Source organism: Rhizobium sp. NFR03 (assembly GCF_900111275.1).
GTDB lineage: Bacteria > Pseudomonadota > Alphaproteobacteria > Rhizobiales > Rhizobiaceae > Ferranicluibacter.
Map to the genome: position 1 here is coordinate 1 of NZ_FOGR01000008.1, position 25,070 is coordinate 25,070.

Consider the following 25,070-nt stretch of genomic DNA (forward strand, 5'->3'; position numbering starts at 1 on the left):
CCCGACGCACCGGACAGAAGGATCATATGTTTGGCATTCGAGACGGCAGCACAGCCAACGGCTACCAGAAGCGTGGCCGCAAGCCGGGGCGAAGGACGGATTTCATGAACGATCCGGACGTCATCGCCAAAAGGCAGAAGGCCTTAGCGCGGATGGAGGCGGCAGAATGACTGGGCCAGCCTCAAAGCTGAAGCCGAACAGGCGCCAACAATCCGCCCCCGCTCCTCCCTTGCAACCCGGACCAGCCGGTCGGATCGGGGGCTGACCACCAGAGCCAGTGTCGCGTTTCTAAATGGCTACCGACGTCGCACCCCTAATCAGCTTTGACAGGCGGGTGTAGCGGGGTGAGTTCAAGGATGAAGTGCGACTTCCGATAGATAACAGTGGCTTATCAGTTGCAACGAAACGGCCCATGAAGCGCACCTACTCCCAGATCGATATGGATGAACGCCGCAAGATTGCTCGTTGGCGAATGGCCGGCATCGGTGTCGAGGTGATTGCCGAGAAACTCGGACGGCATCGCTCGACAATTTTCGGCGAACTTAGACGCAATACGTTCGAGGATCAGCAGATGCCGGACCTCAACGGCTACTACTGCATGACGGCGAATTCGATGGCAAGTGAGCGACGTGCCAAACGACGTAAGCTCGCGCGGTTCTCGCATTTGCGTCAGTCGGTTATCGACCACATCCTGCATGGCTGGTCGCCGCAGCAGATTGCTGGCCGGATGCGACTGGAGCGCCATCCGATCTCCGTCAGCCACGAGACGATCTACAAGTTCGCCTATTCACCGGACGGACAGGCGATCGAGCTGTGGCGACATCTGCCGGAGCATCGTGCCAGACGCAGGCCACAGCATGCCAGGCGCCGCCATGGCAGACGTTTCAGCTCGGACGTCAACATTCTCAACCGGCCGGATGTCGTCGCCGAACGCAAGCAGTTTGGGCATTGGGAATGCGATCTCATGCAGTTTCGCAAGACGTTCGGGAAGGCCAACGTCACGTCGCTGGTCGAACGGGTCAGTCGCTTCGCCGTCTTCCTGCGCAACAATGACCGACAATCGCGGCTGGTGATGGACAGGCTGATCCAGGTTTTCCAGTCTCTGCCTCACCTCGCCCGCCGTTCGATCACCTTCGACCGCGGAACGGAGTTCACTGACTGGCCCTACTTGCAGGCGAGCATCGGAACGCAGTCATGGTTTTGCGATCCACGATCTCCCTGGCAGAAAGGTACTGTTGAAAACACCAACAGACGAGCCCGGAAATGGCTTTCGAGAGAGGTGGATCCACTGTCTCTCAGCGACCATGATCTACCCGGATCTGCAACCACCTGAACACGACAACACTCAAATGCCTCGGCTACAAAACACCCGCCGAAGTCTTTCGCCAGAAACTCCTCGCCCAAATCCGGCGCACCGGTTAGCTTCTGCCAGCCCGCAAGTCGCGGTTCGCCTTGAACTCACCTGTATACCGGACGCCAACGGAAGTGTTTACAGCGCATTTGCAGGAAGGCAGCTGATCCAATATCCTGCAAATCAGGCATGATGCACTTGGGTTAGCTTCTCCAGCTTCAGCCGCCTCAAGCATTTCCGTCGCTTCGCTACCCGCTACGACCGCCGCACCGTCCACTTCACCGGCTTCGTTCATCTCGCCGCCGCCCTGATCTGGCTCCGCTGAATGTAGATCCGGCCTAAGTCGCGGCCGGCACCGGCGCTTCCTCGCCGGGCTTCGAATGGCGGCCCTTGAAGATGCGGCGCACGGTGACGAACAGCAGCGGAATGAAGAAGATCCCGATAAAGGTCGCCGCGATCATGCCGCCCATGACGCCGATGCCGATCGAGTTCTGCGCGCCCGAACCGGCGCCGCTCGCGATCGCCAGCGGCGTGACGCCGAGGATGAAGGCGAGCGAGGTCATCAGGATCGGGCGAAGGCGCTGGCGGGACGCTTCCATCGTCGCCGAGACGAGATCCTTCCCATGGGCCTGCTGCTCCATGGCGAATTCGACGATCAGGATCGCATTTTTCGCCGCGAGCCCGATGGTCGTCAGAAGTCCGACCTTGAAATAGACGTCGTTGGATTCCCCCATGATGGTGGCGGCAAACAGCGCCCCGAAAATGCCGATCGGCACGGCGAGCATGACGGCGAAGGGGATAGACCAGCTCTCGTAGAGCGCGGCGAGCGCGAGGAACACGACGAGGCCGGAGATCAGGTACAATTGCGTTGCCTGGCTGCCCGACAGCCGCTCCTGCGCCGAGAGCCCTGTCCATTCATGGGCAAATCCCGCGCCCTGCTCCGCCATGATCGTATCGATGACGTTCATGGCGTCGCCGGAACTGACGCCGGGTGCGGCCGAGCCCTGGATCTCCACCGCGGACGAGCCGTTATAGCGCTCGAGACGTGGTGAGCCGAACGACCAGCTGCCGCTCGAAAAGGCGGAGAACGGCACCATGGCATTGTCGGAGTTGCGGACATACCAGGTATCGAAGTCTTCCGGCTGCATGCGGAAATTCTGGTCCCCTTGCAGATAGACCGGCTTCACCCGTCCGCGATCGATGAAATCGTTGATATATTTCCCGCCCCAGGCCGTAGACAAGGTCGTATCGATATCGGACAGGCCGAGATTGAGGGCGCTTGCCTTTTCCTGGTCGATGTTCACCTGATACTGTGTCTGGTCCTCCTGCCCGTTCGGCCGGGTTCCCTGTAGCAGCGGGCTCTGCCTGGCGGCGGCCAGCAGCTTGTTGCGCATCGCGATCAGCGCCTCATGCCCTTCGCCGTTGATGTCCTGGAGATAGACGTCGAAGCCGCCGGAGTTGCCGAAGCCCGGAATGGCGGGGGGCGCAAGCGCGGTAACGGAACCGTCCTGGATTTTCGAGAAGGCTTTCCGCGCCCGGGCGACGATGGCGGACGCACTGCCATTGGGATCGGTCCGCTGATCGAAACCCTTCAGCCGAACGAAGGTGAGGCCGACATTCTGTCCCTGTCCGCCGAAGCCGAAGCCCGCAGCACCGAACACGCCGTCGACATAGGCCTTCTCCTGATTGAGGTAGTAATCCGTCACCTGCCGCATGACCTTGATGGTGCGGTCCTGCGTGGCGCCCGGTGGCAGCTGGACGCTGGTGATGAGGATGCCCTGGTCTTCTTCGGGCAGGAACGAGCTCGGCAGCCGGTTGAAGAGATAGACGACGGCGCCGATAATGAGGAAGAACACGAGGAGGAAGGCGAACGGTCGGCGGATCATGCCGGAAATGCTGCGCTGATAGCCATTGGTCGTGCGGTCGAAGCCCCGGTTGAAGACCCCGGAAAGCCCCTTTTTCTTCGCCCCCTCCTTCGGCTTCTTCAAAAGGGTTGCGCACAGCGCCGGCGTCAGCGTCAGCGCCACGACGACGGACAGGACCATGGCCGAGACGATCGTCACCGAGAACTGCCGATAGATGATGCCGACCGAGCCGGAAAAGAACGCCATCGGAATGAAGACGGCCGACAGCACCGTGGCGATGCCGACCAGCGCGCCGGTGATCTCGTTCATGGACTTGATGGTCGCCTCGCGCGGCTCCAGCCCATCCTCTTCCATGATGCGCTCGACATTCTCGACGACGACGATGGCGTCGTCGACCAGAAGCCCGATGGCCAGCACCATGGCGAACATGGTGAGCGTGTTGATCGAGTAGCCGAAGGCGGAGAGAACTCCGAACGTACCGAGCAGAACGACGGGCACCGCGAGCGTCGGGATGAGCGTGGCGCGAAAACTCTGGAGAAACACCAGCATGACCACGAAGACCAGCACGATCGCCTCGATCAGCGTCTTGATCACATCCTTGATCGACAGCCGGACGAAGGGCGTGGTGTCGTTGGCATAGGCGACCTCGACATTCTGCGGCAGCGTCTCGCGCAGATTGTCGATGGCGGTCGTCACCGCCTCTGCCGTGTCCAGCGCATTGGCGTTGGCGGCGAGATAGATGCCGAGGCCGGAGGCGTTCTTGCCATTATACATGCCGGACGTGTCGTAGCTCTCGGCGCCGAGCTCGACGCGGGCGACGTCGTTCAGACGGACCAGCGAACCGTCGGGGAGGCTCTTGATGATGATATTCTCGAACTGCTCGGGCGTCTGCAGCCGGCTCTTGGCGGTCACGGTCGCATTCAGTTGCTGGCCCTGGCGCTGCGGCAGGCCGCCGAGCTGCCCGGCCGAAACCTGCGTGTTCTGCGCCTCGATGGCGCTCGAAACGTCGCTCGCCATCAGGCTGTACTTCACCAGCTTGGCGGGATCGAGCCAGATGCGCATCGCATAGCCGGAACCGAAGATGCGCGTATCGCCGACACCGGGCACGCGCTTGATCGTGTCGTTCAGCGTGCTGTCGATGTAATCGGACAGGTCGAGCGAGGAGAGGCTGTTATCGGTGGAGACCAGGGCGACGACCATCAGGAAGCCGGTGGAGGCCTTGGCGACCGTGATGCCACTCGACTGCACGCTTTGCGGCAGCTGCGATTCCACGAGCTGGAGCTTGTTCTGCACCTGCATCTGCGCGACATCCGGGTCGGCGGCATTGGTGAAGGTGAGCGAGATCGTCGCCGAGCCCGTCGATTGCGAGGTCGAGGTCATATAATCGAGATTGTCGATCCCGGTCATGCCCTGCTCGATGACCTTGGTCACCGAGTTCTCGACCGTCTGCGCGTCTGCCCCGGCATAGTTGGCGCTGATGCGCACCGATGTCGGGGCGATCTGCGGATATTGCGAGATCGACAGCGTGGTGATGGCGAGGACGCCCGCCAGCATGATGCAGATGGAAATGACCCAGGCGAAGATCGGCCTGTCAATGAAGAAACGGGACATGGGCCGACCTCAATTCTTTGCAGCAGGCAGGACGGGAGCAGCGGAGGCCTCTTTCGCCGGCGCGGCGGCCGTCGAACCGGCCTCGGCCTTGACGGGCGTCGGCCCTCCGGTCTTCTGGGCCTGTTCGAGTTCGCCGGTGGCGTCGTTGACGATGACGTTCGATGTCGTCACGTCCTGGCCGGCACGCACGCGCTGGCCCCCCTCGACCACCACGTTCTCGCCGTCCTTGATGCCCTCGGCGACCAGCCAGCTGTTGCCGATGCTGCGATCGACCGTCAGCACGCGCTGCTCCACCTTTCCCTCCGGGGAGACGAACAAGGCCATTGCCTCGCCCTTGGTGTTGCGCGACACGGCGCGCTGCGGCACCAGATAGCTGTTCTGACGGATGCCCTCCTGAATCATGGCGCGGACATAGACGCCCGGCAGGAGCAGTTGCTGGGGATTGGGAAACTCCGCCCTGACGGTGACCGAGCCCGTGGTCTCCTCGACGGCGGCATCGAGAAATTCGATCCGGCCGGTCTGGTCATAATCGGAGCCGTCCTCCAGCTTCAGCTTGACGCTGACATTGGCGCCCGTCGTCTTCAGGCGCCCGTCCTCGATGGCGCGCCGCAACTTCAGGAGGTTGGCGCTCGATTGGGTCACATCGACATTGATCGGGTCGATCTGGCGGATCGTGGTCAGCGACGTCGTCTGGTCGGCGGTCACCAGTGCCCCGACCGTGACGGTGGACGCCCCGACGCGACCGCCGATCGGCGCACGAATCTTGGTATAATCGAGGTTGATGCGGGCCGTCTCGAGCGCCGCCTTCGCCGAGGCGACATCGGCATTGGCCTGCGCCAGGGCGCCCTGCGCCTCGTCGAGATCCTGCTGGCTCACCGCATCGCTGCGGCTGAGGCCCTTATAGCGATCGACCTTCGCCTGCGCACTCGGCACCGCGCCGTTCGCCTTGGCGACGGCAGCGACCGCGCTGTCATAGGCCGCCTGATAGGTCGCGGGGTCGATCTCGTAAAGCACATCGCCTTCCTTGACCGATCCGCCCTCCTGGAAATTCCGCTTGCGCACGATCCCGCCGACCTGCGGCCGGACTTCGGCGATCAGCGATGCGGCCGTGCGTCCCGGCAGAAGCGCCGTGATGGCGACGGAGGTCGGGTGCAGCGTCATCACGCTGACCTCGGGCTTCACAGCCGGCGCGTTCGCAGTCTTCTGCTCGGTCTTCTCGTTGCATCCGGCAAGGGCGAAGAGCGCACCGAACAGGACCGCGGGCAGGACATGGCGGATATGGGACACGTGGGATCTCCAGAGGCGACGGAACGGACATAGGCCGAACTCTACGCCAGACATCCCCATGATTGCGGCAATCTTCAGCAGATCCTTATATTTTTTTGTCCGGGCGTTTCGGCGCGTGCAACCCGCTGCCTGAAGGTCTCAGAGCGAGGCGGTAATGCCGCCACCGACATAGCGGATATGGCCGTTGACGAAAGAGGATGCGGCGGATGATAGGAACACGCAGGCGCCGACCAGTTCGTCTACCTGCCCCCATCGCCTGGCCGGCGTGCGTCTGCCGAGCCAGGCCAAGAAGTCCGGGTCCGCGACCAGAGCTACGTTCAGCGGCGTCTCGAAATAGCCGGGCGCGATCGCATTGCACTGGAGGCCGTATCGCGCCTAGTCCGTCGCCATGCCATTGGTGAGGTTCGCCACAGCACCCTTCGTCGCCGTAAAAGTTCCAGCATGGTGGGCCATTCCGTAACGCGGTTCTCGACGGCGTCCTCGATTCCACCCGCGTCGTCCAGATCGGCATCCGCGGTGCAACTGAGTATCTCTGGAATTTTCCTACGAAAGCGGGATGACGGTTATTCACGCTGAAGATCCCGGCAGGATGGGCATTGACGCCATCATCGAGAAAGCACGCGCCGTGGTCGGTGAAGGGCCAACCTATCTGTCGTTCGATATCGATAGCATGGATCCGGCCTTCGCACCGGGTACCGGAACGCCCGAACCGATGGCCTCACCAGCCGGCAGGCCCTCGACATTCTTCACAAACTGAAGGGGGTGATGTTCGTGGGCGGCGATGTAGTCGAAGTGGCCCACAATATGACACAAGCCCCAATACAGCCCATGCCGGCGCCCATATTCTGTTCGAGATCCTCAGCTTGATCCGGTTTAGCCCGAAGCGTACATCCAGGGCCCAAACTTAGCCGCAGGGCTAACTAAAGCACCGCGAGAGGACCTTACGGAGAGTAGTTTGGTCCAAATGATGTAACACGCCTTGAACCGATATGGACCGCCGATGCTTCACCCCGATTGCTTACTTGCCTGCCACCAAAAAACTTGGATACTAAATGTCAGGCAAGCGGCGTAACCTCCGGTGGAGACTCGAGTTGCAGTGCGATCTGCTCCCACCGGTCGGCGAACGGCCCATAGGCGGTCTTGATGTCGACTCCGATCGCGAGTTCCGGGCACTCGTTCTCTCCATTACTGCCCCAGTTCACCCAGCCGGACTGGCGACGCTGTACGATCTGGAAAGCGCCCGAAGGTTTTGACGTCCACCAGATCATCGCCCGTCCGCTTTCCTGGTGATACTCGACCGTCTTGTCGGCCGGGCCAGGGAAAATGGTTGCATGGGGAACGGCAGAGACGTCGACCGGCGCGTTTGTGAGAATCCAGGGCCGATCTTCGAGGTCGGCCGACACATGCGCAGCGGCACGCACCCTTGCCAGGCGTTCGCGCAGCTCTGCCTCGTCCAGAACGCCTTCCCAGACACAGAACAGGCGCCAGTAGAGGTCCCAGTGCGCGGACTCGATATCGGCCAGATATGTTCGGAAGGCCTCGAACTTGGGGCTTCGGTTTGTCGAGTTCGCAATGGCATCGGCCACCATGTCAACGAGCTCGCCAGCATACGGATCGCCCGAACGGTAGCGGGTGCCGTCGAAGGCTGCGAAGCGATCAAAGACAAGTTCCCCCTTACCGCCTTCAAACTCGTCTCCGACGGTGATCTTGTTCGTAACCGAACGTCCGTTAATCACCGTCTGGAACGGGTCCACGTCATAGCGCCGCTGGAAGTAAGGCGTGCGGTAGGTGAATTTCCAGTCGATCGTGAAAAATTTCCCTTTAAGCTCATCCAGAAGACCGTCCGGAACTTTGCCATGCATACGATAATGGTGCAGGACCGGCCCGCATTCGACCGTCTCGATCCGCACGGTGGTGTGCTCGGGCGGATTGATCAACCCGTTCTCCGGCGTGAAGAACGGGCCGTAGAAGCCACCTATGGCGTTGTTCCCGGAAGGAAGCAGCTCGAAACCATCGGCCAGCGCCTTGAAATGACGGATACCCCATTTAGAGGAACCTAGACCTTCGGCTGTACCCGAGCAAAGTTCCAGGTCGAAGGCGCCGGTATCCAGACGGACGAAGCAGTCGGCCTCCTTGCCGTCACGCGCGACAATACCAGAGGGTGCTTCGCTTGCGGCATCGCATGGCCTCTCCAGCGTCAGGCGGCGGGTTCCGGTGAAGCTGACACAAGCGATAAACCGTGTTTCGCCGGCGACCGCACCGCTTTCGAGGCGCTGGCACAGCACCCTGTCGCCGGCGTCGTCGCGCGCCCACCAGAGGGCCTCGCGGAGATCTTGGCCGACGGAGAACACGACCGGTTCAAAGTCTCGCGAGCCTTCGAGCGGATCACTGATCAGGATGGAATGCGCCATGGATATGTCTCCGAATATACGATGAAGGGACGCCCGTACGGTGAAGCGTGCCGGCAAAGAGGTCAGGGTTTGCGGGGCGTATTTGCCTGCCCGAAGCGCAGGTAAAGCGGGCGCTGCTTGAGGCTGTCGATGGCGACAGCGAGGATGATCACCACGCCCTTGATGAGCAACTGGGTGAAGAACGGCACGTTGAGCAGAATGAGGCCAGTGCTCAGCACGCCGAGGATGATGGACCCGATCAGTGTGCCCACGATGCGGCCGCGACCGCCGGCAAGACTGGTGCCGCCCAGCACGACGGCCGCGATGGCATCGAGTTCGTATCCCGTGCCGGCCGTTGGCTGCGCAGAGATCACGCGGGCCGAGAAGATCACACCCGCGAGCCCGGCGCAGGCGCCCGCGAGCACATAGACGGAGGTGACGACCCGCTTGACACGCACGCCGGCCAGCTTTGCCGCCTCGGCATTGCCGCCGACCGCATAGATGTGGCGGCCATAGCGCGTGCGCTCCAGGATAAACCAGACCACGACATAGACGGCGACCATCACGATGACCGGTACGGGGATCGGCCCGAGATAGCCGTTTCCGAGATTGCGGAAATTGAGGCTGGAGGAGACGATCGGCTGGCCATCGGTGATCGTGTAGGCCAGCCCTCGCAAAAAGGTCATGGTGCCCAGCGTCACGATGAAGGGCGCGAGCGACAGATAAGCGGTAAGCCAGCCATTGACGAGGCCGCAAAGTGCCCCTGCTCCCATGCCGACCAGGACGGCGAGAGGGGCGGGCACGCCGGTCATGGCCACGATCACGGCGACGACGCCGGAGACGGCGATGGTCGAACCGACGGAAAGATCGATTCCGCCGGTCAGGATGACGACCGTCATGCCGGCGGCGAGGATGGCATTGATCGAGATTGCGCGGGCAATGTTCAGGAGATTGTCGACGCGGTTGAAGTTGGGGGCGATGGCGGCCATCAACAGGACGAGCGCGACCAGGACCATCAGAATGCCGACCCGGTCCCACCACCGCGCGAAATCGAACGGCTCGCGAGCCGGCTTCGCGGGATCCGCCGCGCCGTTTTCGTTGTTGCTCATGCTGGAGCTCCCGTATTGGCTGCGGTCGCCATCGTACCGGTGGCGTACAGCATCACTTCTTCTTCTGAGGTTTGAGAGGATTTCAACTCGGCGACGATGCGCCCCTCCCGCATGACGAGAAGGCGGTCGCTGATACCGATCGCTTCCGGCAGGTCGGAGGAAATGACCAGGATCGCCTTGCCCGCTCGGGCGAGATTGTCGATCTGCTCGTAGATTTCGCGCTTGGCACCGATATCCACACCACGCGTCGGCTCATCGAGGATCAGCACACCGCAATCGCGCAGCAGCCAGCGCGCAAGGGCCGCCTTCTGCTGGTTGCCGCCCGACAGTGCCTTGACCGGCAGGTCCACGGCGTTGAGCCGCAGCCGCAGCCGCCCCATTTCGGCAAGCACCGCAGCGCGCCTTTCCTTTCGCCGGATGACGCCACGGGACACGAACCGGTCGAGCGAGCTGATGGCGACATTGTCTTCGACGCTATGGTCGAGAAACAGGCCCTGCTCCTTGCGGTTTTCCGGGACGAGACCCACGCCGTCGGCGATTGCCCCGGCCGGATCCGACGGCATGCTCGGACGCCCGTCGATGTTGACATGGCCTTGCGTGCGATCATCCGCCCCGAAAATCAGCCGCGCCACCTCGGTGCGCCCGGAACCGATGAGACCTGCCATGCAGACGACCTCCCCGGCGCGGACATCGAGATCAACAGGGCCGACGAGCGGTCCGGCAAGCCCCCTGACCGTCAGCAGAGGGCGTCCCGCCTGTCGCGGCTCGTGGTGGTAGAGGTCGGCAACGGTTCGCCCGACCATCATGCGGACGACGTCGGCCGGCCCGATCTCCGAAAGCCTGCCCGTGCCGACATAGGTTCCGTCGCGAAACACAGTGACGCGATCCGCAAGCTGCCACACTTCCTCCATCCGGTGGGAAATGTAGATCATGCCGACGCCTGCGGCGCGCATCTGCGCGATCACCTTGTAAAGCTCCAGCGCTTCCGCGCGCGAAAGCGCCGCCGTCGGTTCGTCGAGCACCAGCACGCGCGCATTCTCGCTGACGGCCCGGGCGATCTCCACCATCTGCTGCATGCCCACACTGAGCGAACCGAGCTTTCGGCGCGGATCGATGGTCGAATGGATCCGCCCCAGCTTCTCGCGCGCCAGAGTGTCCATCATCGCCCTGTCGAGCGTGCCGAAACGGGTTGTCGGCTCGCGGCCGAGCGACAGATTTTCGGCAACGGTCATATCCGGCACCGTGTTCAGTTCCTGGTGAATGATCGCGATGCCGTGTCGCGCTGCATCGCGCGGCGAGCGGATGTCGGCCTCGGCTCCATCGATGCGGATGGACCCGGCATCCCGCTCGATATTGCCGGCAAGGATCTTCATCAGCGTCGACTTGCCGGCACCGTTTTCGCCCATCAGCGCGTGTACCTCGCCGGCGTTCAGATCGAAACGCACGTTGTTCAGCGCCATCGTCGCGCCGAACCGTTTGGAAATGCCTTCAAGATGTAACAGGGACATGGTCGTAGATCTCGCATGGGTGGCGGGAAGCGGGGGAGTTGCCGCTTCCCGCCGGGCGAGCCCTCCCGGTGAACAGGCGTTTGCCGAAGGGCTCTAACCCGGTGTTGCCGATACCCTCTCCGGCAGCGGCACGAACGGGCTCCGCCGGCAGAGGCTCAGGACGGTTTCGGCCTTACCAGCCGGTGTACTGGGCGACGTTCTGGCGATCGACGAGCACGCTCTCGATCAGGATCGTCTTGTCGGCTGGCGGTTTGCCCGCAGCGATGGCTTCGGCGACCTTTACCGCCTGACGGACCATCTCGGCGGGATTCTGCGTTGCCGTTCCGATAAAGGGCGAGCCGTCGCGCTTCAGCTCGTCGACCGCTTCCGGGCTGCCGTCCACACCGGTGACCTTGATCCGCCCGGCCTTGCCGGCCTGTTCGACCGCGAGAACGGCGCCAAGGGCGGACGGGTCGTTCATACCAAAAATGCCGGTGACATCGGGGTTGGCGGTCAACATGTCCGTGGTCACCGCAAGGCCCGACGCGCGGTCGTTTTTAGACGCCTGCTGGCCGACGATCTTGATGCCCGGATAGTTCTTGGCGACGGCCTTACAGCCGGCGATACGGTCTATGATCGTCTGGATCGGCGTGCCGTCCACCAGGAGAACCTCACCCTTGCCGCCCATCTGCGTGAACAGATAGTCGCATGAGCGTTCACCAGCCTGCACCGCATTGGTCATGATGACCGCATCCGCCCCTTTGGCCGGGGTATCTACGGCGATCACAATAACGCCGGCTTCTTTCGCCCGCACAATGGCGGGCTCGATTCCTGCTTCATCGACGGCGGAGATGACGATGAGGTTGACGCCCTGTTGAATGAAAGCGTCGATCTGCGTGTTCTGATTAGCGAGGTCGAGCTGGGCGTCCTGTGTATTGACGGTCGCACCGATCGCGCGGGCGGCATCTTCCGCGCCCTTTGTCATTGCCGAGAAGAACGGGTTCGACATGTCCTGCACCATCAGACCGATTTTCTCGATCTTCTTCGCGTCCTCAGCCGCTGCCGGCTGAACGGCAAAGACGGAACCGATAGCGATAACGGACGCCGTAATGGCAAGCCGGACGTTTGTTTTGTATTGCATGGTTTCCTCCATTCGCTCGCGCGCCGTGATGTGGCGGGGAGCCTCCTCACCCTTCGTGATCGCGACGATCACCGCGATTTCTTTCCGTTACCCCGGGCCTAATCGTTTAGGTTCGGGATGACGTAATTTTCTTCGGCATGCGCTTCCTCGTTATGCCGACTTGACTAAAGCGCCATCTAAGACGCTGCCTGCAGCACAGCCGCACGATCCGCGCAGCATCAATCGCGCAGGCACCTGCTGCTGATGTTCAGGCAGATAGCGTGGGCTGGAGGACTGGCCCTTGCGCTGAGCTTCCTCTTGCTCCTCGATGATCCCGCGCAACATCATGGCTGCGCGTCGACCAACCTCCTCGCTGTGCTCGTTGAGCACTGTAATCGGCGGATCGGTCAGTGCAGACCAGGCGAACTCATCATATGCTACGACGGCCATATCCTCGGGTATACGGATCATCCGCTGCCGAAGGAGACCCATTGCGCCGAGCAGCAGCGGATTGTTCCCGGCAATCAGCACATGTGGCGATGTGGCGGAGTCATCGAGATGGTGCGCCAACGCGGTCCGGGCGGACGCCGCATCGTTCGCGGTCTCAAGCACAACGAGATTTGCACCGGCAAGACGGGCAGCCTCGCGAAGACCGCTCTCGCGACCAAAGCGGGACGACCACTTCGTGGGATAGACGAGAAAAAGCCATTCGCGATAGCCGTGCTCGGCTAGGTGCTGACCGACCATCAGGCTGGCATCGTGATTGTTCGTTGTAATGCTCGGGAAATGCGCCGCTTCCGGCGACGAGTCGACGAAGACGATCGGAATGTCCCATTTGGCCAGAAGCTCCGTGTGTTCCGGCTGAAGCGTCAACGCGGAAATAACACCCGCTGTCCGCGACTCGATCAGGCGCTGGACGATGCGGGCCTCCAGCCGCGCATCATAGGCTCCATCGACAGCCACATCACCGATGATAACAGTCCATGCCGACGGATCGAGCGCCCGCTGGATGCCGGCCATCAGGTCGAGATAGTAGGAGTTGGACGTTCCTGCCGTAACGACAGCCACAGTATCGCGGTTCGCCCGCCGCAGTTCCTGTGCTGCGCGGTTGACCACGTAGCCAAGCTCCTGCGCGGCTTTCAGGATCTGTTCCCTGCTCTGTTCGGAAACACCATCACCACCGCTCAGCGCACGGGATACCGTGAACACCGAGAAGCCGGTGGCATGACTGATATCGCGCATTGTCAAGCGAGCCAAAGGCTTCCTCCCGGCGATCCAACCTCCTCGAACCGCCAACCTAATCGTTTAGGTAAGGTGACAAGTTTATGTCTATGTGTCAAGATCGATGTTGGCCATATCAACGCTGTACCGATGACGTCGCCTCCATGTTTATGATGACGCGGTCGTTGACTAGATCATGGATCGCGCCGGGGAGACAACGCGCATGCACCGGGCATTCCATCTCATTGGGTACAACAGGCAAAGCCTTCATCGTATGTCATACGGCACGATTGTTCTCTGGTTGTGATCAACGCCGATCCGTCCCTTCATAGGGGGCCAAGCTCGGCTCGCGCAGGCGGTTCGTTCGCAGATCCGACACGATATTCCTATGGGCTGGAACGTCGGCCGCGGTGTATCGAGAAACTCGTCTGCGTAGACAAAAGTGTCGGCGCTGCTCATTTCGCATCCGAATGCCAGCGCATAGGCTATGTCCTGTCCAAGAAACCCGCCTGACCGCTTTGTAACCTGTACCGCGAGTGAGAGGTACTTTCCGCCGTCAGGCGTTTCCACAACCTGTCGCAGAATATACGCCGCCGTCCAAGGAGCGCAGCTAATCGCGCACACCCGAAACGACGTCTCGCTGTATGAGGAGATCATTGCGACATATCGGAAAAACGGACTGCTGCCCTAGTGGCTCCACAGTCGCTACTGGAAAGTTTGGCACTGCATCGGTGCCCTCAAGTCACAGGGAGTTGATGCTGCGACGGGCCCTCCTACTGCTAATAATCAGCACGCGGCGTCGCCCCGTCGGTACTCCCCGTTGCCCCTCCCAACTTGGCCTTGAGTGAGGGATCAAGCGTCAGCTCAATAGCCGCAAGCGTATCGGTCAGTTGATAAGCGCGGCTTGCGCCGATGACCGGTTCAGCAATCACCGGATTAGCAGTCCCCGGCAATTGTCAGCTTCGTCAGCGAATTCCCCTTTCTGCGTCGATGGATTTCAGTTTCTCGATGCTTGCGTATTCCAAGTGCCCGCTCACCCCTGAGCGCCTACTCCCCGGTGGACATAGCCGATACGTCGATGAGAGGACGGGTGAAATCGTCATCGGTGTCGAGGAAAGCCAATCCACAATCCGGGGCAGGCAACTGACCAAGACTTTGAGTGTACCCGTTCGCAACGAGGTTAAGGGCCGCGTCGTCTTGAATCGGGCTGAAGCTACTCCTTCTAATGCAACCCAGCCTGATAATAAACCTGGTGAACACCGCTAGATCGGCGTCTGGAACTGATCCACTCCGGAGGTTGCAGCCACCCACATTCGCGCTCCGACGTAAGGCGATGAGCGAAGGCTGAAAGCCATTTTGGCGCTGGTGGAGATCCAAAACGGACATACGAATCAGGAACCCGGACACGGTTCGCTTTTCGAGAAGATGGATCGAATTCCTGTGCCTGCTACCAAGGGTATAATTTTAGATGCATTATTGATAGGAAGACCTGATTTCTTGTCGCGATTTATAAGAGGTTTTCGTCTTTTGAAGCTGAATCGGCATGGCCAGTCCGACGGAGAGTTCGATACGGAGAAGGCGCAGGCACTTGTGCGGATCATCATCGTCACGGGAGCAATTAGCTACGTGCTGCCGTCGATATTGATGGGAGCCACGCCCACCGAAGCTTGGGGTGTAGTGCCTCTTCTCATCTATTACTTCCCATTCTCGCTTGCGGCCTATCTGTGGATTGCCCGTCGGCCTGGCGAGAACAGGCTGCGCCGCACCATTACGATCACGCACGATCTTGGGGCGCTGACATTCACGGTTGCAATGGGAGGCGCGACGTTTCTTCCGCTCTTCGCCATCATGCTGTGGATCACTGTGGGGAACGGACTTCGCTTCGGGCCCGCTTACCTCAAGGCCTCAACAGCTGCCACGCTGTCAGGCATCGCGGCGATTACCTACGCCAATCCGTATTGGCAACAAAACCCGTTCATGGTCCTGACCTTCGCACTGACGACGCTGCTTGTTCCAGCCTATATTTACGTGCTGCTCGGTCGGCTCCGTAAAGCGTACGAGGCGGCACAGGAAGCGAGCTTATCAAAATCCCGATTCCTTGCGCAGGCGAGCCACGACTTGCGTCAGCCAATCCACGCCATCAGTCTTTTTACGGCCTGCCTGCGTGATGCAAGTCTGCAACCAAAAGAGTTGCAGATGGTCGAGAACATCGACCGATCGCTGCAGAGCGTATCGCGCCTGTTCAAGTCTCTTCTGGATATTTCGACACTCGACAGCGGCAGAGTTACGCCGAAGTTGGAAAAGATCGCGATCGCGGAGGTGATCGACGATGTCGTACGCCAAAATTACGAGACGGCACAACTGAGTGGTGTCGAACTGCGCGTCGCGACCTGTAGCGCCGTTGTCGAAATCGACCGGGCTCTGTTCACGACCATGCTTCAGAACATCGTCAACAATGCAGTGAAGTATGCTGCGGGCCAGGTTATCGTTATCGGATGCCGACGTACCTCCAGACAGCGCTTGGCAGTTCAGGTGTACGATCGGGGTCCGGGTATTCCGTTCGAGCACCAGTCGAAGGTGTTCAACGAGTTCTATCAGGTTCGCGAACGTGGCGATAAAGACGTAGAGGGTGTAGGCCTCGGCTTGCCTATCGTAAGGCGTCTTTCCCATCTCCTCGATGTGAACGTCACGCTCCGATCAGTGCCGGGCAAAGGAACCTGCGTGACCTTGGGGAACTTGCAGATCGCTCGCAAAGTCACTTCCGCTGGTGTAAAAGTCCCAACAGAACCGACGTCGGTCGGCGGGCTACGGGTCCTGCTGGTGGAAGACGATGAGGCGGTATTGGCTGCCACGGCCAGCCTTCTGCGCAAATGGGGATGCGAGGTTCAGGCTGAACTGGCGATACCAGAACAGGTGGCCGAGTGCGATCTCCTGATAACAGATTTTGACCTTGGCGGCGGCGTAACTGGAACGGAGTGCATTCATCTTGTCAGGAAGCGGGCCGGACGACAGGTTCCGGTCGTCGTCATGAGCGGCCATGACGAGGCGCGAGTGAGGGAGGATCTGGGTTCGCCCGACATTCCTATTTTGTCCAAGCCCGTTCGACCTGCCGAATTGCGCTCGATAATCGTCGTCAATGGCATGGAAGCTCGCAAAGCGTTGGTGACCTGATCCCCAAGATCCCACCGCTGGCTGTGGGCGGGATGCGACCTGCTAGTACATGTGAACTGATGCAATTTCAGGTCTGCCACGGCATCAAGGTAGATCGTGGGAGTGTAGAAGTCTGGAGGAGATAGGTTGTCGCGAAATCCCAACACTCGCAGCGTCCGAAATCCAGGACTTCGGCGATAACCTCACGGCTCCCGCTGACGCGCCAGCCAGACCGTGTGCCCGCCACAGTCAGGGTCTTCCGCAACGTGGGCCACAACTTCAAAGCCGTTTCGGTCGAGCAGCAGGCGGTATTCGTCGGGGCCGAGGCTGGCGTGATAGAGGGGTTCTCCTTCCAACGTGCCTATGGCTTCTCCAACGGAGGGACCGCTCGTGAACAGCAATGGTGCTTCCGGTTCGAGATGGTCGCGGAAGATGGGGAACATCATGCGCTGATCGTGAGGCGCAAGGTGAAAGAAGCTGTCCCAGGCGATCAGTCCGCCATATTTCCGATCCAGTTTCAGCGAGCGCATATCCGCCACTTCCGATGTCTCGCCGGGCAGGTTGGCCCGGAATAAGGCAACCATCTCGGGCGAACCGTCCACGCCGGTCACCCGATGACCTCTGCCGACAAGGTAACGAGCGATAGGCTCGCCAGATCCGCATCCAATATCGAGCACCGTTGCCCCTTGCTGCACCATGTCGGCAAACCGCTCGACCCACACGCGCTCTGACAGCACCGTACCGCGCACGTTTGTCCACGCGTCAGCATGGCGACGATAAAGGTCTATGATGCGGGCCGCTTCGTCGATCATGCTCTCACTGTCTATCTGCTGTGTCCGGTGTCGCCAATCTCCCGATTAAATTTCAATTTCGCGACCGACTTTTGCACCGCCGCAGCATAGGATTTTCGCGCCGGAGTTCACCGCGCCTGCGTTGGCGCAGTGCGGGGGTGTTTTATATAAAAAATTCCGTTATTACGTATAGATCAGGAGTTTAGTGCGGTTGCTCGACGGTGCTTCGCCTTGAACCAATCGAACCTACGATCCGCAAAACACGAAGACAGCAGCCACACTGAACGAGTCGTAGATTTTAGCACCAAATGGTGCTAGATCAGCCACTCATCTGCGGGAGCTAGATATGCGATCTACCATTAATCTCGACGACAATCTCATGGAACGGGCCAAGTTGCTCACAGGCACGAAGGAGACAGCAGCTCTTGTTCGACAAGCGCTGGAGACGCTGGTGCGTGTGGAATCCGGCAAAAGGCTGATCGCGCTTGGCGGCTCTATGCCTGAGGCTAAGGCATCGCCTCGCCGGCGGAGCGACGTCGCCAAGTGATCCTGGTAGACACCTCAATCTGGCTAGATCATTTTCGATACGGAGACGCAGAGCTACGAAAAATCATCGATGATGACAGTTTGCTCTGCCACCCTTTCATTGTCGGCGAACTGGCGCTTGGTAGCCTGCGAGAACGCGATGCAGTTCTTGCTTTCCTGGCAGCTCAACGCGAAGCAATGATAGCGACCCATGCGGAGGTAATGACGATAATCGATCGCCATTCGATATTCAGCATGGGGATCGGTTACACGGATGCGCACTTGTTGACTTCAACACTGCTGGACAAACGGTCTAGTTTGTGGACAAGAGATAAGCGCCTGGCGGCCGCAGCACAAAAAGTCGGCGCAGCGCTTCATCTAGATGCGCAAGCCTCTCATTAGAACCGCAAGGCGGGACCGTTCAGCTCTATGAAGCACTTGACCGGATTCGAACCTACAACCCTTGTGGCAACCAGTGACAAGCTCGACACCATTGCTCCATTCAAGATCGATGAGGTGTCGGATATCGATGATCGGATCATACAGCGCGGCACCCGCCATAAGGCTTCGTTTTGAAGAGAAAGCGTTCAGGCTTATACCGCCGAATGACTGGTAGCTGTTGTGTCAAAAATCGCTTGCGGCCGAAGCGGTCACTGCGGTAAGCGCTCTGTTTCGCTTGGAACGTATTCAGAATCTGAGTTTTTTCTCTCCACGGGAGTACAAAGTAAAATTCGCGCATACGCTTGCTCTGCGGCATCTGCCGCGGCGATATGTGAGGGCGCTTGGCCCGCTACATCGTCTGCGGCGAGGCCATTATGGAGTACCGTCAACTCCCAATACCAATTCTCATTCAAGCTGATGTCGGAGACTGCGAGTTAGATACGCGCGACAACCTTATCTCCGTCTAGGCCCTTAAAATCGCCATGACTAATCGGGTTGGCCTTGCGCCATTCAAGCCGCTCGTTAACAGAAGTAGGGACCGTTATGCTCATGTTCCCGAAACCCCTACTCGCCCGTGTTGTTCCGTGGCGGCAACATCGCTTACCGCCATCGGCAGGTCGTTCAACCTTAAGCCCACCTGATTTTCAAAGCTCTTGGCTCTCGGACACCCTCCTTTGCTAATGCTCAATTCTGCCTCGCCGCGGCGTAAAGTTTTCGGCAGTGTTTTCGAAGCTATGGCGTAGAATATCGTGCCACTGTTAGGATCGACGGCGATGGCGCGTTGCGAGGGCCGATGATCAGCACGACGTCTATGCTAGCTGTCCAGACCCCGTCCAGCGGTCTCACGAGAGCCCCCTTAGCAGCTTTGTGAGCAGGCTGTTCAGCGCGTGCTGCTCGGTTTCGGACAGCGCCGCAAGAATTGCGCGTTCATTCTCGACATGGGCCGGTAGCACGTCGTCGATGAGCACCTTTCCCTTATCCGTCAGCGCGACAAGTGTGCCACGCCGGTCCGTTGGATGCTTGCGGCGCTCTATGAGCCCCGTCTTTTCGAGCCTGTCGATCCGTGCTGTCATCCCTCCCGACGAGATCATCGCCGCTTCGTAAAGCGCCGTGGGGGTGAGCGCACAAGCCCCTCCCGACCGGCGCAGCGTAGCCAGCACATCGAACTCACCATTCTGCAATCCGAACTCGGCAAAGAGCGGATTCAGCCGATCGCGTGTGACGATCTGCGCTAACTCGGTGAGACGGCCGAGAACTTCCATCGGAAAAGTGTCGATGCCCGGGCATTCGTTCCGCCACTGGCTGGCGGCAACGGCGGCGCGATCCTCATGGACAACCGGCTTGGTCATATTTTTACCTTGACATTAAGATACTTTATATAAAGATAGTAAGCATCGTGACGCTCGATGGCAACCGCCTTTGACGTGCTTGCAAGATCAAGATCGAGAAAAAATGATGAACGCGCCGCTCCGCGGCACGGCAGGCGCCCCTGCGTCCACCGCGCTGAAACCTCTCCTTTGCCTTTTGTCGACGGGTGCCCTGCTTGGCATGACCACCGTGATTGCCGGCCTTGCTATCCGGGCGGGCTGGCATCCCGTTGCTTTCCTCTTCTGGTCGGCGCTGGGCGGAGGTTTGCTGCTAGCTATTATAGCATTCATGAGCGGAGAGCGTCCGAAAGCTTCCCTCGCGCTGTTTCGCTATGCCCTGCTGTCGGGTCTGCTGAGCTTCGCACTGCCGAACATGCTGTCATTCGTCGCTATCCCACATGTCGGTGCGGGCTTTGTTGCGCTCTGCCTGGCCTTTCCGCCATTGCTGACCTATGGGCTGGCGTTGCCGCTTGGTCTGGATCGGTTCTCGGCCGGGGCGGTCGTCGGCATGGCTTTCGGGTTTGGCGGCGCCGTGCTGCTTGCGGCGTCCAAGCCCGCCGCCGGTGGTGACGGCTGGATGTGGACAGGGGTCGTTCTCCTGGTTCCATTCATCATAGCGACCGGCAACATCTACCGTACCGTCGCCTGGCCAGAGCAGGCCTCGCCCCGACTGTTGGCGCCAGCCATGGTGCTGACGGCGGCCATGATCATTGGACTCTACGCTACTCTCGCCCATGTGCCGTTCACTCCTGCGATCTGGGATCGCAGCGTTATGGTGCTGCTGATGATGCAAATGGCGATCATCGCCGGCACCTATGCGCTCTATTTCGTGCTCCAGAAACTGAATGGTCCGGTAGGACTCGGCCAGATCGGCTGGATCGGCGCGGCAACCGGAAAGCTTCTGGCCGTTGCCTGTCTTGGAGAGGTGATCCATGCAATCCTTCCACCAGCGTTTTTGCTCATTCTTGTCGGCATCGTGCTCGTCAGCAGGAGGGGGAAATGACGCAACGCCAAGCCCTCGCTCTCGTGGTCATCGTGCTGGTGGCGCTGAATCTGCGGCCGGCCATGGCCGCACTTGGTCCCTTGCTGGACCTCATTGAGCAGTCCACGGGGATCAGTTCGGCCGGCGCCGGGATGCTCACAACCCTACCCGTCTTTCTCATGGGTCTTGGTGCCTTCGCGGGGCGGCAAATTCGTGTGCTCCTCGGCCAGCGTCGGGGGGGAGCACTGGGCATCGCCTTGGTCGCCGCAGCCTGCGCCAGCCGGTTCTTCTGGCACGATGCGAACGGCATGTTCCTGACCGCGGCGATTGCCGGCTTTGGCATCGCGATCGTGCAAGCCCTGGTTCCCGGCATCATCAAGCAGTGGTTTGGCGAAGCAACCGGGCGAGCGATGGGTCTTTACACCACAGGCATCATGGGTGGTGCTGCCTTGGCCGCGGCAACCGCCGCCGGCTTCGCCCGCATGATGGGATGGCAAGCCACATTGGCAGTCTGGTCAATCCCGGCGGTTGCCACACTGGTCTGTTGGCTGGCATTTCCTGCCCCTGAAATGCCCGTGCAGCCCAAACATGGAAGTGTCCGCACCTCATTCTGGTGTTCTCGCAGGGCTTGGTCGTTGATGCTGTTCTTCGGGATCGGCACGGGCGCCTACACGCTGGTTCTCGCGTGGTTTCCGCCATTCTACATCGGGCTTGGTCAGAGCCGCGAGATGAGTGGCTATCTGCTGGCCGGACTGACCCTCACCGAGGTGGTGGCCGGACTGGGGGTCTCAACCATGATCGGCCGGTTTCCGGATCGCCGTGGTCCCTTGCTCACTGCGCTGCTTTGCCTGCTTGCGGGCCTTGCATGCCTGCTCCTGGCGCCCGTTTCACTGGCGCTGGCGGCCGTCCTCATGCTTGGCATGGGTATTGGCGCTCTGTTTCCGCTGTCGCTGATCGTCACTCTGGACCACGCCGACGATCCGGCTGTGGCCGGCGACCTGGCGGCCTTCGTTCAGGGCGGGGGCTATATGATCGCAAGTGCAATGCCTCTCATTGCGGGAATCATACGAGACCGCTCTGCCGATCTTTCCCAAGCCTGGGTTCTGATGGCGTCGAGCGTGGTCGTTCTCATGGCCGTGGCCATGAGGTTCTCACCGCAAAGCGCTCGCGGAATATAAATTGCGCGCAGGCTGCTGGATCAGCGTTTCACGCACAGTGCTGATCCAGCAGCGCCCAAAAGCAGGGCGATACCTGCCCACGGCAGCCCGCCTGCTCCTGCGGTTTGGAGAACGACGCCACCCATGACGGCTCCGCCAAAAATGGCGATATTCCATGCCGTGACGATCATCGCCTGGGCCACGTCGGCCGCAGGACCGGCAGCACGCGCCGATGCGGTCTGAAAGACCGTCGCCGACCCGCCGAAAGCCAGTCCCCAGATAATTGCGGCCCCGTAGATTGCCGACGATGCTCCCGTCGTCACCGCTAGTATCAAGACCGCCACAAGAAACAGGCCGATCCCGGTGAAGGTCAATGGTCGCAGCCATTTGTCGATCAACACGCCCGTCAGACCAATACTGACAAGTGCGGAACCCCCGAAGACAAGAAGGACACTGTCGATTTGGCCCGTCATGCGATGGCTGGCCAGAAGGGGTGCGATGTAGGTGTAGAGGAAATTATGGGCCAGGACGAAGCAGAGCGTCACCGCCAGCACCGGGCGCACGCCCGGAACCACGAAGACCTGGGTCAAGGAAGGGCGTTGCGTTTCAGGTTCGCCGGGGAAATCAGGCACCTTCGCGATGATCCAGCCAACCAACAGCAGCGCGATCACGCTGAGCAGACCGAAGGTCAGCCGCCAACCGGCGAGGTTGCCGATAAATGTGCCGGCCGGGATACCGATGGACAGCGCCAACGGCGTCCCCGCCATTGCAATGGCCATTGCCCGGCCTGCGAGGCAGGGCGGCGCCATGCGAACAGCATAGCCGGCCAGCAACGCCCACAGCAGGCCGGCTGAAACACCGCCGACGAAACGTGCTGCCATTGCGACGATGAAACTCGCCGTCAGCGCCGTGAACAGATTGGCGATAGCGAAACCGATGATGGCGCTGAGCAGGAGCGGTCGCCTACGCCAGCTTCGCGTTGCTGCCGTTAGCGGGATCGCTGCGAGCAGCGATCCCAGCGCATAGATACTGATCCATTGTCCCGCCATGGCGTCGCTCACGTCAAGCGCCCCTCCGATCTGCGGAAGCAGACCGGCCGGGAGGGCCTCCGTCAGGATGGTGACGAAGCCGGCCACCGCGAGTGCGCATAGCCCCGCTACCGGCAGCCGTTCGACCTGCGTCGTCACACGAAGGCCTCCGGCAGCACCAGGTCACCAACGGTGTAGGTGTGAAACTCGCTCGACGAGACGGTGTCGAGCTTGCGGAACTTTTCGAGAAATACCGGATCGGAAAAGAAGATCTCGACGTCGCCGGGGTCGGAGATCGCCTCAATATTCACAACGGTGAGCCCATCGGTGCTCTTGGCGAGGTTGCTCCAAAGAAAGCCCGGCTTCCGCTCGGCGACATAGTGGACGACATCTTGAATCAGCCGAAACGCCTCCTCCTGTTTGCCGGGGTGAACGTGAATCACGTTGACGATGAAAGTCGTCCGGGCGGGCTGGATCGTGAAGGTGGGGATCATGTGCGTCTCCTTGGTTTCGGAAGCCTAAGGGATAGCGGTCGCACAGCACCGGAAAAATGGGCCGTTGTTCCGATGACTGCGGATTAATATTCCTGTAAGAATTAGCGCATGGACAAACTCACGGCGTTCGACGCCTTCGTGCAATCGGCTGAAACCGGCAGCTTCGTTGCGGCTGGCCGCAAGCTCGGTCTTTCCGCCTCTGCGGTCGGCAAGGCAGTGGTGCGGCTTGAACGCCGACTGAACGTCAGCCTGTTCCACCGCAACACGCGCAATATGACCCTGACGGAGGAAGGGCGGCTGTTCCTTGAACGCTGCCGTCGCATCTTCGAGGAGGTCGAGGCCGCGGAAGCCGAGCTTGCCCGATCCAATCGGACGCCGCGAGGGAGGCTGCGGGTCAGTCTGCCCCTGGTCGGCATGCTGTTGACGCCAGTGATGGCCAAGTTTATGCGCGCCTGGCCAGAGGTGCAGCTCGACCTGGATTTCAGCGATCGGCTGGTGGACGTTGTCGAGGAAGGGTTCGATGCCGTCATTCGCACCGGGCCACCATCGGACAGCAGGTTGATGAGCCGCAATGTCGGCCGGTTCAAAGTGAAGATCGTTGCCTCACCCGACTATCTGACGCGATGCGGCGTGCCTGAAAACCCTGACGATCTGGAGCAGCATCAATGTCTTCACCAACGGTCGCCGAGTACCGGCAAGATTCGTCCCTGGCCGTTTGCTCGCGGGGAAGGGCAGGCAAAGATTGTCCTGCCCGAACGGATGAGCGCGACGGCGGTCGATCCTCTGATCGCGTTGGCGATTGAGGGGCTGGGCATTGCCTGTCTGCCGCCTTTTGCGATCCGTGGCGAGATCGCTGACGGCCGTCTCGTGTCCATCCTGGACCAGTGGGTAACCGAAACCGATCAGTTCAATGTTCTCTGGCCGGCCAGCCGCCAGATAACGCCAAAACTGAGGGCATTCATCGACTGCATGGCCGAGCATCTGCAGCCGCACTAGGCACCTCGTCGAGCCGGCACGACCCAGCCCCAACGCGGACATTGCTCAGGCAACTGGCGGGACTGCTGCTTCCCGTTCCAGTGCCGCCGCGACCGAGGGGCGAACCTCTACCCTGCGCATGTAGGCTGCGACCCTCGGCCAGCGACCGAGATCAATGCCAAAGCCCTTCATCCAACCAAGGACCGTGAAGAGGTAAGCATCTGCCACCGTGAAGTGGTTGCCCATCAGATAGTCTTGCGTCGCTAGACCGGTTTCGATGAGGTCAAAGCGGCGCGATAGCTTCGTCGTGAAGAGATCCCGCACCGTCTTCGGCAGGTCTTGATTGAAGAGCGGGCTCGATCCGGAGTGGATTTCGCTGGTGATGTAGTTGAGCCACTCCTGAAGCCGCACACGTTCCAGGGTGCCGTTGGCTGGAGCCAGTCCTGAATACAGCTTCAGATCCGCCAGATACTGGACGATAGCCGGCCCCTCCGTCAGCACGTCTCCCGTGTCGAGCACGAGTGCCGCAACATAGCCCTTCGGATTGGTGGAGAGAAAATCGCCACCCTCCGACGTACGCTTCGTACGGTTGTCGACCCGCACGAGATCGTAGGGCAACCCCAACTCCTGAAGAACGATATGGGGCGATAGGGAGCAGGTGGCAGGGGCGAAATAGAGTTTCATGAGGAAGGCTCCGCGGTCGATGGATGTCACCTTTG

Annotated in this window: 18 protein-coding genes and 5 pseudogenes; 10 read left to right on the forward strand and 13 right to left on the reverse strand. The window is 60.5% G+C overall.

The features are described 5' to 3' along the window. The 3 pseudogenes from BSG19_RS25795 to BSG19_RS25800 all read left to right on the forward strand — a co-directional run. Nucleotides 1–170 (forward strand): annotated as a pseudogene (locus BSG19_RS25795) (ISNCY family transposase); the annotation flags it as partial. A gap of 242 nt (nt 171–412) precedes the next feature. Continuing rightward, a pseudogene (locus BSG19_RS20130) lies at nt 413–1,422 on the forward strand (IS30 family transposase). A 146-nt stretch (nt 1,423–1,568) separates the two neighbouring features. Continuing rightward, nucleotides 1,569–1,676 (forward strand): annotated as a pseudogene (locus BSG19_RS25800) (IS5/IS1182 family transposase); the annotation flags it as partial. A gap of 13 nt (nt 1,677–1,689) precedes the next feature. On the opposite strand, the gene BSG19_RS20135 reads toward BSG19_RS25800, so the two are convergent. The 3 genes and pseudogenes from BSG19_RS20135 to BSG19_RS20145 form a co-directional block, all read right to left on the reverse strand. Next, nucleotides 1,690–4,827 carry an efflux RND transporter permease subunit gene (locus tag BSG19_RS20135; protein ID WP_092989825.1) on the reverse strand — a complete coding sequence of 1,046 codons (3,138 nt, stop codon included), beginning with the start codon at nt 4,825–4,827 and terminating at the stop codon, nt 1,690–1,692. Between the two features lie 9 nt (nt 4,828–4,836). Next, nucleotides 4,837–6,114, reverse strand: coding sequence for an efflux RND transporter periplasmic adaptor subunit (locus BSG19_RS20140; RefSeq protein WP_244529342.1), 1,278 nt, complete (start codon nt 6,112–6,114; stop codon nt 4,837–4,839). Nucleotides 6,115–6,252: 138 nt separating this feature from the next. After that, a pseudogene (locus tag BSG19_RS20145) lies at nt 6,253–6,546 on the reverse strand (SDR family oxidoreductase); the annotation flags it as partial. Between BSG19_RS20145 and BSG19_RS20150 the strand changes: the two are divergent. Beyond that, a pseudogene (locus tag BSG19_RS20150) lies at nt 6,546–7,022 on the forward strand (arginase family protein); the annotation flags it as partial. The pseudogenes BSG19_RS20145 and BSG19_RS20150 sit on opposite strands and share 1 nt — an antisense overlap. A gap of 147 nt (nt 7,023–7,169) precedes the next feature. On the opposite strand, the gene BSG19_RS20155 reads toward BSG19_RS20150, so the two are convergent. From BSG19_RS20155 to BSG19_RS20175, 5 genes are all read right to left on the reverse strand, one after another. After that, complete coding sequence (locus tag BSG19_RS20155) at nt 7,170–8,525, reverse strand: hypothetical protein (protein ID WP_092989827.1); 1,356 nt, start codon at nt 8,523–8,525, stop codon at nt 7,170–7,172. 62 nt (nt 8,526–8,587) lie between these two features. Continuing rightward, nucleotides 8,588–9,613, reverse strand: coding sequence for an ABC transporter permease (locus tag BSG19_RS20160; protein WP_092989828.1), 1,026 nt, complete (start codon nt 9,611–9,613; stop codon nt 8,588–8,590). Then, nucleotides 9,610–11,121 carry a sugar ABC transporter ATP-binding protein gene (locus BSG19_RS20165; RefSeq protein ID WP_092989829.1) on the reverse strand — a complete coding sequence of 504 codons (1,512 nt, stop codon included), beginning with the start codon at nt 11,119–11,121 and terminating at the stop codon, nt 9,610–9,612. The genes BSG19_RS20160 and BSG19_RS20165 overlap by 4 nt, the downstream gene beginning before the upstream one ends. Nucleotides 11,122–11,293: 172 nt before the next feature. After that, nucleotides 11,294–12,241: an ABC transporter substrate-binding protein gene (locus tag BSG19_RS20170; RefSeq protein WP_092989961.1), complete on the reverse strand. Its 948-nt coding sequence runs from the start codon at nt 12,239–12,241 to the stop codon at nt 11,294–11,296. A 150-nt stretch (nt 12,242–12,391) separates the two neighbouring features. Next, a complete protein-coding gene (locus tag BSG19_RS20175) occupies nt 12,392–13,477 on the reverse strand; it encodes a LacI family DNA-binding transcriptional regulator (RefSeq protein WP_092989830.1) in 1,086 nt (361 codons plus the stop codon). 1,329 nt (nt 13,478–14,806) lie between these two features. Between BSG19_RS20175 and BSG19_RS20190 the strand changes: the two genes are divergently transcribed. Beyond that, nucleotides 14,807–16,612 carry a hybrid sensor histidine kinase/response regulator gene (locus BSG19_RS20190; RefSeq protein ID WP_244529357.1) on the forward strand — a complete coding sequence of 602 codons (1,806 nt, stop codon included), beginning with the start codon at nt 14,807–14,809 and terminating at the stop codon, nt 16,610–16,612. Nucleotides 16,613–16,794: 182 nt separating this feature from the next. Here BSG19_RS20190 and BSG19_RS20195 read toward each other — a convergent pair whose 3' ends face one another. Continuing rightward, nucleotides 16,795–17,403 carry a class I SAM-dependent DNA methyltransferase gene (locus tag BSG19_RS20195; RefSeq protein WP_092989834.1) on the reverse strand — a complete coding sequence of 203 codons (609 nt, stop codon included), beginning with the start codon at nt 17,401–17,403 and terminating at the stop codon, nt 16,795–16,797. 325 nt (nt 17,404–17,728) lie between these two features. Between BSG19_RS20195 and BSG19_RS20200 the strand changes: the two genes are divergently transcribed. Next, on the forward strand, nt 17,729–17,929 hold the full coding sequence (locus BSG19_RS20200) for a type II toxin-antitoxin system VapB family antitoxin (protein WP_092989835.1): 201 nt from the start codon (nt 17,729–17,731) through the stop codon (nt 17,927–17,929). After that, complete coding sequence (locus tag BSG19_RS20205) at nt 17,926–18,309, forward strand: type II toxin-antitoxin system VapC family toxin (protein ID WP_092989836.1); 384 nt, start codon at nt 17,926–17,928, stop codon at nt 18,307–18,309. The genes BSG19_RS20200 and BSG19_RS20205 overlap by 4 nt, the downstream gene beginning before the upstream one ends. Nucleotides 18,310–19,190: 881 nt before the next feature. Here the strand turns inward: BSG19_RS20205 and BSG19_RS20210 are convergent. Continuing rightward, on the reverse strand, nt 19,191–19,697 hold the full coding sequence (locus BSG19_RS20210; protein WP_092989837.1) for a MarR family winged helix-turn-helix transcriptional regulator: 507 nt from the start codon (nt 19,695–19,697) through the stop codon (nt 19,191–19,193). Between the two features lie 154 nt (nt 19,698–19,851). Here BSG19_RS20210 and BSG19_RS20215 point away from each other — a divergent pair, with 154 nt between their 5' ends. Both BSG19_RS20215 and BSG19_RS20220 read left to right on the forward strand, forming a co-directional pair. Beyond that, nucleotides 19,852–20,718, forward strand: coding sequence for a DMT family transporter (locus BSG19_RS20215; RefSeq protein ID WP_280142426.1), 867 nt, complete (start codon nt 19,852–19,854; stop codon nt 20,716–20,718). Then, nucleotides 20,715–21,875 (forward strand): MFS transporter, encoded by a 1,161-nt coding sequence (locus BSG19_RS20220; RefSeq protein ID WP_092989838.1) that lies wholly within the window; start codon nt 20,715–20,717, stop codon nt 21,873–21,875. The genes BSG19_RS20215 and BSG19_RS20220 overlap by 4 nt, the downstream gene beginning before the upstream one ends. 20 nt (nt 21,876–21,895) lie before the next feature. Here BSG19_RS20220 and BSG19_RS20225 read toward each other — a convergent pair whose 3' ends face one another. Next, on the reverse strand, nt 21,896–23,041 hold the full coding sequence (locus tag BSG19_RS20225) for an MFS transporter (protein ID WP_092989839.1): 1,146 nt from the start codon (nt 23,039–23,041) through the stop codon (nt 21,896–21,898). Then, entirely contained in the window at nt 23,038–23,376 is a 339-nt protein-coding gene (locus BSG19_RS20230; RefSeq protein ID WP_092989840.1) for an antibiotic biosynthesis monooxygenase, read from the reverse strand. The genes BSG19_RS20225 and BSG19_RS20230 overlap by 4 nt, the downstream gene beginning before the upstream one ends. 108 nt (nt 23,377–23,484) lie before the next feature. On the opposite strand from BSG19_RS20230, the gene BSG19_RS20235 reads away from it, so the two are divergent. Beyond that, nucleotides 23,485–24,372: a LysR family transcriptional regulator gene (locus BSG19_RS20235; protein WP_092989841.1), complete on the forward strand. Its 888-nt coding sequence runs from the start codon at nt 23,485–23,487 to the stop codon at nt 24,370–24,372. Between the two features lie 45 nt (nt 24,373–24,417). Here the strand turns inward: BSG19_RS20235 and gstA are convergent, their stop codons facing one another. Next, a complete protein-coding gene (gene gstA, locus BSG19_RS20240; protein WP_092989842.1) occupies nt 24,418–25,035 on the reverse strand; it encodes a glutathione transferase GstA in 618 nt (205 codons plus the stop codon). Nucleotides 25,036–25,070 lie beyond the last annotated feature (35 nt).